This window comes from Fulvivirga kasyanovii, from assembly GCF_009711405.1.
Taxonomy (GTDB): Bacteria; Bacteroidota; Bacteroidia; order Cytophagales; family Cyclobacteriaceae; genus Fulvivirga; species Fulvivirga kasyanovii.
Genome location: NZ_SMLW01000508.1, coordinates 1 through 14,157, shown reverse-complemented (window position 1 = coordinate 14,157; position 14,157 = coordinate 1). Strand labels below are relative to the sequence as shown.

12 protein-coding genes are annotated in these 14,157 nt (G+C 43.4%); 11 read left to right on the top strand and 1 reads right to left on the bottom strand.

What is annotated here, in order from left to right; all coding sequences use genetic code 11:
* Positions 1-555 precede the first annotated feature (555 nt).
* Positions 556-900: a hypothetical protein gene (locus tag E1163_RS10495; protein ID WP_155171407.1), complete on the top strand. Its 345-nt coding sequence runs from the start codon at positions 556-558 to the stop codon at positions 898-900.
* 37 nt (positions 901-937) lie between these two features.
* Here the strand turns inward: E1163_RS10495 and E1163_RS10490 are convergent, their stop codons facing one another.
* Positions 938-2,803: a tetratricopeptide repeat-containing sensor histidine kinase gene (locus E1163_RS10490; protein ID WP_155171405.1), complete on the bottom strand. Its 1,866-nt coding sequence runs from the start codon at positions 2,801-2,803 to the stop codon at positions 938-940.
* A gap of 95 nt (positions 2,804-2,898) precedes the next feature.
* Here E1163_RS10490 and E1163_RS10485 point away from each other — a divergent pair, with 95 nt between their 5' ends.
* From E1163_RS10485 to cas2, 10 genes are all read left to right on the top strand, one after another.
* Positions 2,899-3,639: a LytR/AlgR family response regulator transcription factor gene (locus E1163_RS10485; RefSeq protein WP_155171403.1), complete on the top strand. Its 741-nt coding sequence runs from the start codon at positions 2,899-2,901 to the stop codon at positions 3,637-3,639.
* Positions 3,640-3,756: 117 nt separating this feature from the next.
* Positions 3,757-4,803 carry a hypothetical protein gene (locus tag E1163_RS10480; RefSeq protein WP_155171401.1) on the top strand — a complete coding sequence of 349 codons (1,047 nt, stop codon included), beginning with the start codon at positions 3,757-3,759 and terminating at the stop codon, positions 4,801-4,803.
* Between the two features lie 29 nt (positions 4,804-4,832).
* On the top strand, positions 4,833-7,646 hold the full coding sequence (locus tag E1163_RS10475; protein WP_155171399.1) for a hypothetical protein: 2,814 nt from the start codon (positions 4,833-4,835) through the stop codon (positions 7,644-7,646).
* Between the two features lie 11 nt (positions 7,647-7,657).
* Positions 7,658-8,605 carry a type I-D CRISPR-associated protein Cas7/Csc2 gene (gene cas7d, locus E1163_RS10470; RefSeq protein ID WP_155171397.1) on the top strand — a complete coding sequence of 316 codons (948 nt, stop codon included), beginning with the start codon at positions 7,658-7,660 and terminating at the stop codon, positions 8,603-8,605.
* A complete protein-coding gene (gene cas5d / locus E1163_RS10465; RefSeq protein ID WP_155171395.1) occupies positions 8,605-9,273 on the top strand; it encodes a type I-D CRISPR-associated protein Cas5/Csc1 in 669 nt (222 codons plus the stop codon). Before cas7d ends, cas5d begins: the two co-directional genes overlap by 1 nt.
* A complete protein-coding gene (cas3, locus tag E1163_RS10460; RefSeq protein WP_155171393.1) occupies positions 9,266-11,308 on the top strand; it encodes a type I-D CRISPR-associated helicase Cas3' in 2,043 nt (680 codons plus the stop codon). The genes cas5d and cas3 overlap by 8 nt, the downstream gene beginning before the upstream one ends.
* A 53-nt stretch (positions 11,309-11,361) precedes the next feature.
* The gene (gene cas6, locus E1163_RS10455) at positions 11,362-12,156 is read left to right on the top strand and encodes a CRISPR-associated endoribonuclease Cas6 (protein ID WP_185156043.1); all 795 of its coding nucleotides are present in this window, start codon (positions 11,362-11,364) and stop codon (positions 12,154-12,156) included.
* 54 nt (positions 12,157-12,210) lie between these two features.
* Complete coding sequence (cas4, locus tag E1163_RS10450; protein WP_155171389.1) at positions 12,211-12,711, top strand: CRISPR-associated protein Cas4; 501 nt, start codon at positions 12,211-12,213, stop codon at positions 12,709-12,711.
* A gap of 62 nt (positions 12,712-12,773) precedes the next feature.
* Positions 12,774-13,778, top strand: a complete 1,005-nt coding sequence (cas1b, locus tag E1163_RS10445) for a type I-B CRISPR-associated endonuclease Cas1b (RefSeq protein WP_155171388.1) — start codon at positions 12,774-12,776, stop codon at positions 13,776-13,778.
* A 1-nt stretch (position 13,779) separates the two neighbouring features.
* Complete coding sequence (gene cas2, locus E1163_RS10440) at positions 13,780-14,040, top strand: CRISPR-associated endonuclease Cas2 (RefSeq protein WP_155171387.1); 261 nt, start codon at positions 13,780-13,782, stop codon at positions 14,038-14,040.
* Positions 14,041-14,157 lie beyond the last annotated feature (117 nt).

Genomic DNA, 14,157 nt, shown 5'->3' with positions numbered 1-14,157 from the left:
TTTAATCGCACCTTGGAGGAATTGAAATATACCGGCAGGTGGTTTCATTTCCTTGAACTTTCGCCGTTTTAATCGCACCTTGGAGGAATTGAAATCACTCCAAGTATGTCAACGTCATTGTGAACGTTAAATAGCTGTTAATCGCACCTAGAAGGATTGAACCCTAACTGCAGCTCGGGAGTACTATAGTCTTCCTCCCACATCATGAATTATTGAATTACTACCCCATTTAATGCCTTTCATCCAGCATTTTGCCAGCATTCTGCGGTGTACTGAGTGATGATTTTTATTTTTTATCATTCTGATTATCAGTTGGTTGGAAATTGTTTGTCAGTATTTAGAGCATAGTTTTCCGGTGCTATGGGGTGCTGAACGCCTTTTTTCACATTTGTCTTGTTCCTAATGGCAATCGTGCCAGATGGATGCATCCTAAGTAAGGCTATCACCGCGGAAAGATGCCTTAATAGCACAGACATACTTTAATGGACTCGTCTCCAGTCGAGGATTGGAATAAGGCCATAAGTAGAAAAAACAAGTATGTTATAAAGGATTGAGATGAAAGATAAAACCGGTACAGGAAGGCCAGCTTTATCAAGATCCTCTTTCCTTCTTCCTCCTGCCAAAGGGAACATTTTAATCAAATGTTCAATCGCTTCGGTCTGCCATATGGATGTGACCGAAGCTCCTAAAGTAAAGGAGGATTCGATGAGAAATCTACTTAAACAACTGATGGCTGTAATAGTACTAACTGTTAGTCTGGCGGCCTGCGAAGATCATGATGTAAAACCTGTAAATGCAGATGCGCCAAAGATTGATGTGCTGAATGGACAGGCGGATGACACTACCGGAGGAGGGGAGGATGAAGAAGACCCTATTATCCAAGAGGTTACTAATCCGTAGTTTGTATTTTGATTGTTGGAAAAGGGATGGCGAATTGTCATCCCTTTTTTTTGAATTTGATGTTGAAGTCCGATTTTCCCTCGGAGCCATAATGCCAGGTTGCTTTCAACTGTTTTCCAAGCATTCTAATGAGTCCACTTCCTTCTCCCTCTGACGTTGTATCATGAAATCCGTCCCCTTCATCCTTTAAAGAAAATAAGATTTCATCATTCTGCTCTTTGAGATTAAGGTGCAGTGTAAGGTGACCGTCTACACTTTTACCATACTTAATGGCATTGGTCAGTACCTCATTTACGATCAGCGCCAGAGCATTACATTGTTTCTCATGTATTTGCACGGTTTGCATATTGTTAATCAATGTATAGTCTTCATCTTTTAAACCTACACCATAAAACAAGCTTTTGATCAGTTTAAGTACATATTCATCGAAAGCTACCCATTTGCCCTGCGATTGTCCGGGAATACTCAGGAGCTGGTATATCTGGCCTAAAGCATCAAGCTGATTGCGGATTATGTGCAAGGCATTTCGGGCAGAGTCATCGGTATGAACAGACTCCTGATAAGTTACCAAGCCACCAAAAATTGTTAACAGGTTATTGGTTCGGTGGTTAAGTTCTCTAAACTTAACACGGGCCATCTCGGCTTCTCGAGCCCTGAGCCTGGCGTAGAATAAAGCTATTATTAAAACCAAAATGATCAAGGAACCTATCCAGCGATAAGTGGCCTGATCCTGCTGATGACTCAGGGATTCCAGTTCGAATGCACGTTTCCATTCACTGACCTTAAATAAAGCTTCGTACCGGCTTATCAGATCCTGTTTTTCTGTACTGGCCAAAGAGTCCTTTAGTGATTTGAGCTGTTCTGATAAGATCAATGCCTCCTCAAATTGCTTGTCCTTTATCAATAGGTTTTGCTTAAGTTCCAGGTATTCGTACTGTAAAGAAGGGGGCAGGGCTATGTACTGAGCAAGTGAGTCTGCCAATTTCAGGTAATGTAACTGTTCTTTTTTATCCTGACGCTCTTCATATAATCGAATAAATATTAGGTAGTTTTTAAATATAGCGGCTTCGGGGCCTGCTTGCCGTCTGTAATTGTAAGATGCTTTAAGGTGCTTTTCTGCCAACTCATATTTCCTCTTATCCAGATAAGCTACACCCAGGTTTAAGTGGGTAATGGCTAATTTGGAAGGACGAACCTTTAATGCCAGGCTTTTTTGCAGGTAGTAAATGGCCGAATCAGCATTCTCTTCGAGAAGATGATGATTACCTAAATTGTTATACACTGTCGAGATATAGGCTGTATCCTGTAGTTGCAGAGCCAGTTCCAGTGACTTGTTAAAGTAGAGGAGAGGAGAGCCGTTTGCTTTACCGAGCGTAGTGCCCAGAAAATTATATCCGTACATCAGGTCTTGAGTGGCTTGCTGTTCTTCCAGAATTTGAATGCCCCGATGCAAATTGGCCATAGCGGAATCGTACATGTCGAGGTTCTTATAAGCCATGCCCAGGTTGACTAATGCCTGCCCTTGTTGCAGGGTGAGATCATGTTCTTCGTAAATATTAATGGCTTCCATGTACAAAGGAAGAGCTTCTCCAAAACGGTGCTGTTTCAGGAGAGAACTTGCCAGGTTACCTGTGCATTTACCTTCATCTTCAAAGTTGTTTTGGTGCCGTGCATTCAAAATACATTGTTTAAACGCTGCATCAGCCAGGGCGTATTCTCTTTTGTTGAAGTATTCGATGCCGGTTTGTTTGAGTACACTGGTGGATACTGAGGCTATGGAATCGTTAAGGTTTTGTGATGCAAGGTTCTGGCACTGAACCGAAAAGACCATAGCCATCAGCGCTGCTGATATAAAGAGCTTGCGCGGTTTTTTTAGTTTTTGAGTTGGGAATGTAATTTTCATTTCTATTGATAATCAGCAGGTTAAGGTTGGAGTATTCTGGATTGAGATTTTTGTTTTATTTTAAAGTTTAATTTTAATAATAATTAGTGAAAATCATGGGAAATAACCGCACAACTAAAATCATGCTTGTCGAGGATAAGGAGCTAATTTGCCTTCAAATTACAGAAAGGTTAAAGCATCTGGGTAGTTACGAAATAGTTTCCTATGATACAGGAGAAGAGGCAGTCCGTCAGTATTCCGAAGTAAAGCCAGATGTGGTGATAATGGATATTCAATTGGCCGGGGAAATGGATGGAATTACCACAGCCACCCTTTTGCAGAGGAAAAAGAAAATCCCGATTATATTCCTTACTGATCATACGAATCGTGAAGTTCATGAGCGTTTGGCTTATATTGATATTGTTAAGTTTCTGCCTAAGCCATTTAGAGTTGATCTTTTGATGATGAGCCTCGACAAAGCTTTGGAGGAGTCTGCCCAAAATGGCTCTTGGGTAGAGCGCGATTGCGTGATGATCAACAAAGGAGAAGGTATGCAGGAGAAGCAGAATATTAATGATATTATCTACTTGGAAGCAGGGGGATCATACTGTACCATGTATTGCATTGGTACGGGGAAACTATCTTGTTTCTCAAAAAACATGAAGGTGATGCATGAAAGCATTGTGAAAAGTGCCTCAAATCCTAAAAAATTTATCAAAATTCATAAGTCATATATCGTAAACATAGACCATATCAAAGGCCGTAATGGTAATCAGTTAATCATGCTAAACGAAGCTGTACTCCCGATTGGCAAAAAACACAAGCCTGAAGTGGATAGAATATTCAATGTCATCTAAACTTTCCCAAAGCTTAGAATAACGTTCGCAAACATTCTGTTGCCGTTCGCAAAACGAATTGGCATAGCCTGATAATCAACACCATATTGTCTTCAAGTTATCAAAAAGAAGACAGATATGGCGGAAGAAGGTTATCCAGCACGGTTGTTACTAGATCTCCTAAAAGATCTGGCGCTAAATTATGAGTATCAGCCCACTGCATCCGGACTAAGGCAATTTGGAGATGAGCATTTTAAGGGAAGTACCACTGTAAAAGGCGCTTATCTAAAAAACCGATTTTATGACTGTGAAAAGGCACTAAAATCTAATGGCGAAAATGCAACGCTTAATGTTAGGGATGAGTATTTTGATGCCATAGCGGTTAAGGCAGGATATAAAGATTTGCTGGATTACTTAAAAGCAAAAGGCTATAAAACCCAAAACAAACCTGTAGGAGGTCATCTCAATCACCAAGTCCTTTACCAGCGAAACCCACCCGAATCAGCGGAATGGCTGGATAAATATGTGCTTGGAGCCCGGGTATTGCCTGCTTTTTTAGGGGTTACGCCCGTAGTCATCCTTGTTTATTTTATGCTGCTTCAGCAGCCGCAGACTTCAGTTGCCGTGTATTTGACAGGTATTGTAATCTGTTTTTTGCTTGCGTGGGGTCTTAGTGGCTGGTTGGCAACTCGTGGAAAATATTGGGAAAACCGGTTGTTTTTTGGTGATGGGAATAAAGGCTTTGCTACTGCCTATTTTATGCTGTACCATGAGCCTTCAAAGTATTCCATTGAACAAAAGCAGCTCTATAGAAGCAAGGTAGCACGTTACTTCAATATTGATTTCCCAAAGAAAGAAGATGAGCAGGAAGATGATACTTTGGCGCTTCAAAGGCTTCACCGTGCAGCCTTTACCATCAAAAATGTAGTGAAGTCGGTGGTGATCCGGTCCGCCTTGATCCGGTATGGTTTTTTGCGCAACCTGATACCATCGGCTATACTGGCGGCTGTCTTATGCTTACCCGGGCTGGTCTATGCCTGGTGGCAGGCCGATTTGATCCTTATGATCTTACTTGGCCTGTACGCTTTTGCCTCTATTTACTACTACTTATTTCACGAGAAAGCAGTCAGAAGGGCTTCCGAAGCCTATGCCCGATACCTGATTGATGAATTTCTGAGCAGATAGTTCATTCACTTTACCATAAAAAAATGGCTATGAAATACCAACTGATAGAAAATTACTTTGAAACCCCGCTTTTTCAGTCTGTAGTACAGGAATACTTCGATACCGTACTGGGAAAGCTGATGGCTAACCATACTACTACGGTGGCCAAGGGGCTCTATATTGTAGATGGGCAAAAACGTGCGGACTACTACGACATGCCCTATCATGTCCACATTCTTACCGGTCTTATTCCGGCGCTGTTTGTCTACGAGCAATACATGCTCAAGCAGGGCTATGCAGAAGACCCTGATGCAGAACTGTACCTTCGTGTGTTCATGCTGGGTTTTACCTTTCATGATGCCAACAAACTGCTGCATGCCATACAAACCATAGATCGGTCTGATCTGGAAATAGCCGTATCGCAGCTTGACGAGCATGTGGCTGAGTTGGGGGTGTATGAGTTTATGCCTGAGTATGACCAGTATAAAAGCAATGTCTATTACCTCGCCCTCTCTGTAGAAGATGGAAGCTGGGTAGCCTCAGAAGACTATCCGGTTACGCTCAACCGCGATGAGGTTGCCGGAGTACAGCGGCACCTTTGCCACCTGGCAGATGGATTGGCCTCAATCCAAAACGAAAACCTTGAGAGTATTGAAAGGCTCTATGAAAGTGTAAAGGGCAAGCTTAAAGGTATTACGGGTACTATGCCTATGGAGGTATCCTACGTCAAAGTGCGCCACAACCCCTATACTTTGTTGAGTCAGAACCTGCTGAATGTGGCCAGGAAAGTGCTGCTTAAAAGTGGTAAAAAGGTGATCCTGGCATTACGCGAAGGCTTTATCTTTTGGGGAGGGCCTGTTACAGAGCAAGAGCATGACCTGATAGCGCAGGAGTACCAGAGCGGAAGTGCTGAGGATATCAAGTGTGTAGACCTGACCAACATTGATGCGCAAAAATGCAAGTTCGGTTTTGTCGGCTCAACACCCTTTACGGTTGAAGTGCTTGAGGAGATCATTACCTCCATGAAAAGCAGGTTTTTGGCGCTATCACCCAATACAAATGCCAAAATAAGCGATTATGACGGTTTCTTCACCTTCACCAAACAAGTAATCGATACCTATAACCTGCCCATAGAGAGCAAAGACGATAACGGACGGTTGGTGCTGAGCTACCTGGACAGCTTTAATGATAGCCAGGATGAAGAATTCATGGCTATCTATAACCTGCATAAAGTACAATGGCTCAACGCTAAGGAGAATACCACCTGGCAGCAAGACCTGAAGCGATGGCAGGAGAGTGATGAAAATCTGCCCATGCCTGTCGTTTTAAAAGATACAGGAGAGGAGTTGAATACCATCCCGCAGTTTCTGGGGTACATCAATGAGCGGGTAAGTAGTACCAGTGCGCTTTACAAAACCTATCTCAACTTTATCAAAACCTGGAAGGCAACGATGGAAGAGGATGTTGAAGAATACATCGCTCAGTTGAAGGAAAATATCATTGCCCATTTCGAACCGGAGGAAGTTGGAGATTCAGTCAAACAGCAGCTTTTTGAAAGGTACTTCGAATGCCCGGGCAATGTTAACCTGAAGTTTTTAGAAACATACAACCCTGAGGTGCCTGTAAAACGGGAAATGTGTGCCTTTACCGGGTCGGCGGGCACGGTACCTTACAAAGCCGAAGTTGCGTTTGCCATGAAGGCCAGGGGTTTTAGTAACCGTACTATAACCTCGCTCAACAACAATACCAGCCACATATCGGCCCTCTTTGCTGAAGAAAATAAACTGCGGGCTTCCCTCTTTAGCGTAGGGGATGCAAACCTGGTCATGTATCATGACTTTTTCGAGGCAAGGCTGGACGTTGACCGCGACATAATAACCAGTTGTGTAAAAGCCAAAAACGAATTAAGGCTGCTGGAAGATGGAACGATTGAGTTTGATAAAAGCTCAAAATTCCAGTACAACTTATATAATCTCGATTTTATCAAGCTGGCACCTAAGGTAGAACCTACATTTTTCCTGGTCAGGAAGTGCCTCAGGCTGGTGCAGCACATGGGTATACGTACCTACCTGTCGGGAATTATGACACCCTATACACCGCATAAAGCCGTTTTTCATTTCGATAACCCACCAAGGTTTCTCAAGCAATTGGGCTGGGACAGCATACGGTTGGTAGATGTACAGGCCGTGTTGGATGAAATGTACCTGGTGCTGCTCTTCGGCAAAGACAGGATAGAGAGCAACCTGCTTAAAATAGCCCAAAGCAGGCGCGCTTACTTCATGCTCTATTACCTGCTTTCCAAAGAAGACAGGAACAGAGTGCATGATACACTAAGCAAATTCTATAACAAGTATCTCAAAAATGATAATGATATGACAGTAACAGAACAACTCGTGAAGCTGGCAGTACAAATAGATGTCGGCTTCAAAAGCGGTGCGGAAGAAACATGGATGATCCGTACCGCCACAGAATACCTGCGCAAATACCACAAGCAAGGCAGCAGCCGTGAAGATATCATCCAGAAGATATGTGGAGAGATCTACCGCAAGCTCAGGATGCAAAAGCAGCAGGATATGGAAGTCATCAAGGCGTTTGCCACGGCAGTTTATGACGAACTCTTCATTAAGGACTGGAAAGGCATAATACCTTCTGTCAATGTGGAAAAAGACTGGATCTACCAGTTTGCTTTTCTTTTCAAGGAACATTCACTGATAAGGATGAGGGAAGCTACTGCCCGAAGGGTACAACAGGAATTGCTGGCTGAATCCCTTGAAATCACCGAAGAGAATGTGAAGGCAAAACTGTCTGATCAGAGTAAAAACTATGCTTCGGCATACCTCAATATTATCAAGAACCTCAAATAACAAATACCATTATGAATACATTATATGACCTGATCCCGGAAAAATACTTTGCAGGAAGCCTCAAGCAAAATGCCCTGGGTTCCATAAAAGTGGCCATTCTGCGCGAGGTGATTGGCAATGCCATCATACGCAGCAACTACCCTGATGAAACCATCACATTCAAATTGTCGGAAAATCGTGATGTGGTGGAAGTACCTGCACGTAAGCTTAAAAGCCGGGAGAAATTATTAGGCCTGAAACTATGCAGGGAGTTTGGTGTAGTGGATGAAGAGTTGCGCTATAACATCATCAAAAAAAGTGAGCAACTGGCTAACCCTAATTCTGTTCTTTTCGGAGATAGTGTTACTGAAAGTGGAGATGCAGTAGCACTCACCAGCAGGGTTATTTATGACTGGGCTTACTCTCTGCGGGATGTGAATCAAATAACAGCCACTTTGCAGCACAACGCACTGAGTGAGGGTGGCACCATGTGGAATGAAGAGGAAGGCAAACTTCGTCAATCACTATTCCAGGTGCAGTATGTGAAACCAGGCACTTATCTTCCGCACTTCATTACTCTGGAAAATGTAACGCCTGAGCTGTTCATCCATTTGCTGATATGTGTCATGCACGAGTCGCGCTACTTTGCTCAAAGTACCACCACCAGTGCAGGCAATGTTAAAAACCATATCCTGGGCGTGGGGTTCTCAGATTTTGAGCAGCCCGTAAATAGCTATGCAATCTCTAAAAACTGGAATGGCGATGCTGTAGATTATGAAAGTGTATCTGGTGCAATTAATGAGTCGATGACCAAAGCATACGGGAAAGATGGTTATGCGACCGGTGACAAGTTCACAGAGTTGATCAGTCAGCTATGGAAGGATAAGCAAGGTATGCAGCAGCTATACTCCAAGGCTCAGGAGGATTGTACACAATACCTGAAGGATATCCATATCATCAACAAAAAAGCTAAAAAGTAATGGAGGCTCAGGTAGTTAGGCTGACATTGCTCAGCCACCTGTTCTACTTCACTGAAGTCTCAGGTGGCAGCACATCGGCGGCTGTAACCGGTGACTTTTTGGGAGACCTTGCCCTTAACTATGCATTCAGAAATGCATTAGGGCAGCGGGATTATACCTATCGGCAAAAGCCAAATTATCAGGAAATTGCAGATTTTGGCTTCTATTGCACTGTAGCAAGACCGGTAGAAAGGCACCATAAAACGGAAGCCTATATTCAAAACACGCTGTTTAACGTAGACGGCTACATTGATGTTAAAGCCATTGAAAAATCTGGTAAGTCACCTTTTAAGAATTTCCGGCAAGTGCAGGGTATTCGTGCAGAGTCTACGTTTGAGGCACTTTTTCTCTCCCCACAGCCCATTCAATTGCCTCCGGTGATCAGAATGGGCCGGGCCCTGGAGACTATGGTGGCCGTGGAAACCATTCCCGCTCAGAAAGGGCAGGAGTTTTGGCTCAACGCCTTTTCGCTTAAAACGGTGTTTGATAACCTGGATAAGGCCACAAATGTGATGGTGGAAAAAGGGAAGGTGAATTTTTCCTTTTTACTGGAAAACTATAACCTCATCCGCCAACTCGATAAAGACGAAGTGCAGTCCATATTTAAACCGGTGTTTGATCATGGATAGTTTTAAAATAAACATACTGCCTCAATATGTAAAGCAGACTGAGGAGGTGGAGATGATCAACGGGAAAGCCTGTCACCTGCATGAGGTGCAAAAGCGGATCAAGCTTGACTTTGATAAGTTGCCTGAGTTTACAGTAATCACGGCTCCTACAGGTACAGGGAAGAGCTATGCCTTTCCTTTTCCGGCTCTTAATGCTCAAAAGCGAGTGAAGGGTATTGGAGGCAGCGCAAAAATAAGGGGATTAATTGTGCTGCCTACCAATGCCCTGATCAAAGAGCTTACGGCCAGCTTTCAGGCTACTTATCCTCAGCTCGTAACCTGCCAGCTTACAGGTACCGAGCTGACCAAGGCCGGAGTAAAAGGGCACGAGCGATGGAAGAAAGCTATCGAACTGGCAGAGGGAAGTGATCTGATCATCACCAATCCTGATATTCTCAACTTTGCGATGCATGGAGGTTATCATCAACTGGCGCATCATAACAAAACAGGGGCAACGCGTTTTAGCCGGTTTTTGGGTGCGTTTAGCTATATCATTTTTGATGAATACCACCTCTATGACGAAGCCCAGATTGCGAATATTTTGACTATGGTCAAACTGCGTCACCTGTTTTTGCCACACCATGATCCAGCCAAGGACATTGGGAGCAGTGTTCGGTTTCTCTTTGTGTCTGCCACTCCCGAGGAAGGTCTTAAGACACTTCTGGAAGGAGAGGGCTATGCTTATGAGGAGATTATAGAAGAAATAGTAGATGACAGTAAAGATGCGCGTCCCATACATGGACAGTTGGAAGTCGAACTCGTGGATAGCAGCAACATGCCTGAGTTGGTGATGTATAAGCTGCCCGAGTTGCGAGAAGTGCTTAAACAACAGAGGGTATTGCTTATTTTGGATCAGCTTAGAGATGTGCAGGAGTTGGCCGTTACCCTGGAGGCTGAATTGCCAGAATGCACAATCTACCAGAGTACAGGGTATGCGCCTGATGATGAGCCTGAACGGGAGCGCATCAAAGCTGCCAATCTCATACTGGCTACCAACAAAGCGGAGGTAGGGGTTAATTATGATGTCACCTACTGTATTATGCAGCCTGGTAAGTACTTTCAGAATTTTGTACAGCGATTCGGGCGAGTATCGCGCGGTGATATGGAGGGCAAAGTGGTTATTTGTACCGATAGGCGATATCATCGCTTCAAACACAAGCTTTCAGGTAAAGCCATGTGGTCTTATTATGATTTTCTTGAGATACTCAGGGAAGAACTTCAGGGCAGGAAGTTCTATACCGAGCGGGTGCCTATGTATCTTGGAGAATATGTATGGTGCATAGAAAACAACATTAGGAGATATCAGGACTATGATATTTACAAGTACCTGAAAAGGCGTTTGGGAGAAATAAACTTCTATTCGGAAAAAGCCTACAGCCGATACAGGTTGTTCAATGATATAAATCGTAAAGTCAGAGCTTTGGTAAAGCAGGTTTTAAGGCTTGATAAGCTCCCGCACAATCAGCATACCTGGAATAAACTTAAAATAGATCAAAGGCTTGAGAAGTCAGGCGGACGTATCACCCAATGGCTAAACTGGTGGAGGGGTTATGTAGATACTTACCTCACATTCAGGGACGGAGGCCTGGTGGTCAAAACTTATGACCGCATGTTAGACAAGGAGCTGGATTATTCACTTGACTGGATCCTGCAACATAAAGTAATAGAAAATATCAAGGTGGTACAGGAAGAGCCTTATAAGGTTGTACAGTACACGGTCGGTAACTTGAAAGAGCGGGATAAAGACCTGCAGTACGAGGTCAGTACCTTGCCCAATATTGGCTTGCATGGGAATAATTTTCTTAGCTATAAAGAAGTGCATGAACTGGAAAAGGCCTTCGACAGGGCAGCGAAGGGCGTATATGATAAATTGAGGAGAAGGGGCACCGAAGAAGCCCAGATTCAGCTTAGTAAACAGATCATGCCGCTTGGGAAAACTTTTGACCGTAAACGGCTCACTATTGTAAGTATAGATTCAGATGATACCATTATTTAGCAGATGGTTAAATGGTATCAGAATTTATTTTTAACAACATAAACATTGATCCAATGAGACTGCAAATAATATTTTCTTTAAAGAGTAACAAGAATTTTTTGCCTGCCAACTATCAACACCATATCAGCAGTTGGATATATAAGTGTATAAGTGCTGGCGACAAAGAGTTTGCTGGTTTTCTACATCAAAAAGGATATGGAGAGAGGAACAAGCACTTTAAATTTTTCACTTTTGGCCCGCTTGATATAAGGCCTTATCATTTTCATAAAACCAGGGGTGTGTTTGAACTGTATGGGAACCAACTCTCTCTACAAGTAAGCTTTTTTGTTCCCGAAGCGGCGGAACTGTTTATTAAAGGCATAAATGTGGTCAATGAAGCTTATTTTGGCGACAAGATCAACGGGATTCAACTAGGTGTCGATGAATTACGAATAGTCCCTGAGCCTTTGATGCTGAATACTATGACCTATAAGCTTGTATCGCCTTGTTGCATTTCACGCCCTGCGCAGGAAGGTGAAAAACATTCTCAATATCTTTCTCCTCAAGACAGAGAATTTGTTCCCCGATTAATTGATAACCTAAAAATAAAGTATGGGGTTGCTCAAAATGTGTTGATCCATATAGAAGAAGAACATCCGGATTTTGAACCGAAAGTCCGTGTTTTGACTTCCCAGCCAAAGTCAAAATTAATAACGATCAAGACTTTGACTAAACACGAAATAAGTGTTCGCGGCTGGCTTTTCGAATGTCAGATTACAGCACCTTTAGACGTACAATCATTTATATGGAATGTCGGGCTTGGAGAGAAGGGAAGCATGGGGTTTGGCATGGTGGATGTTAAACCTTAGCCATAAACCTCCAAGGTTTCTAAAAACCTTGGAGGTTTATATTGAATAAGTAGAATGAACATCACCGCCACCCACATCAACTACTACCACATCTGCCATCGCAAGCTTTGGCTTTTTAGCCAGGGCATACAGATGGAGCACACCTCTTCAGTGGTGGACGAAGGTAACCTTATCCATGAGACCAGCTATCCGCAGCGTGCGTCCAAATTTACAGAGCTGGAGTTGGCAGGTGCCAAAATCGACTTCTATGATGAGAAGAACCGTGTTGTGCATGAGATCAAGAAGAGCAACAAAGTAGAGGAGGCCCATGAGTGGCAGGTAAAGTATTACCTGCTGCTGCTTCTACGGGCGGGAATTGAAGGCGCTACCGGCATTTTAGAGTACCCCAAATTAAAGAAAATAACCCATGTGGAGCTTTTTGAAGACGACATACTAAAGCTTGAAGAAGCTGAAAAGCATATAGAAGAGATTGTAAAAGATGATATAGTACCCGAAAGGATCAATAAAAGCTTTTGTAAAAAATGTAGCTATTTTGATTTGTGCTGGGTGGAGTGATTAATATTTATTAACTAACCCTCCAAGGGTTTCAAACCCTTGGAGGGTTATGTGTCAAATAGATGAAAAAAACATATTACCTCTTTAACCCCGGCCGCCTGAGCCGGCGGGATAATACCTTGAAGTTTACTCCTGTAGATGAAAGCGGTCAGGAACTTATGCCGAAGTATATCCCTGTGGAGTCTGTCTCTGACCTCTTTATTTTCGGTAGTCTGGATGCCAATTCCAGTTTGTACAACTTCCTGGGCAAGCAGCAGATCAATGTGCATTTCTTTGATTATTATGAACACTATACCGGAAGCTTTTACGCCAAAGAATATCTACTTGCCGGTAAACTACAGGTGAGCCAGACCCAACACTATCTTTCCCATAAAAAGCGGCTCGCCATTGCAAAATCATTTGTTAAAGGTGGTGCCGCCAATATGCTGAGGAACCTGAAATACTACCAAACCCGCGGCAAGGAGCTTACTGCCTGTATCGACACCATGGATTTGTGGTGCGAGAGTATAGACAGTGCCAATGCCATTGATGAACTCATGGGCATCGAAGGCAATATCCGCCAATGCTATTATGTGGGGTTTGATGAAATATTAAAAGAGCTGAAGATGGAGGGGAGGAGCAAGCAGCCTCCTAAAAATGAAGTCAACAGCCTGATCAGCTTCGGCAACATGCTATGCTATACCATCTGCCTTGACCAGATCTATCACACCCAACTCAATCCTACTATCAGTTTCCTGCATGAGCCGGGAGCCAGAAGGTTTAGCCTGGCACTTGACCTGGCGGAGATATTTAAGCCCATGCTTGTAGACAGGGTTATTTTCTCCGTATTGAACAAACAGCAACTCAAAGCTTCGGATTTTCATGAGGGTACTGGCCGGATAACGCTAAAGGAAGGTGGTAAAAAAGCCTTTTTGAAAGCCTGGGAAGAAAAACTAAGCCAGACCATCAAGCATCGTAGCCTGGGGCGGCATGTCAGCTATAAGCACCTGATCAAGCTGGAGTGCTATAAGCTGTGTAACCATATGATAGGCACGCAAGAGTACAAACCCTTTAAAGCATGGTGGTAGTATGTATGTGATCTTGATGTACGATATCAATGAAAAACGTGTGGGTAAGATGCTGAAACTATGCCGACGATACCTGCACTGGATCCAAAACTCCGTGTTTGAAGGGGAGCTTTCAGAAGTCAAGCTAAAGAGGCTAAAAAGCGAGGCCAAAAGCATCATGGAAGACACCGATAGCCTGATTATCTTCAAAAGCAAAGATGAACGCTGGCTGGACAAAGAGGTGGTGGGCGATGAAAAGAATAAAATAGATAACTTCCTTTAGTCGTCGGTCCGGCGTACTTCACCCCGAGTCGACGTCATACAATTACTCGTTGATCTTTAATTTGTTGTATACCAGTTGGTTGCGAAGGTCGTCTAACCCCGGTATAAATTATATGAT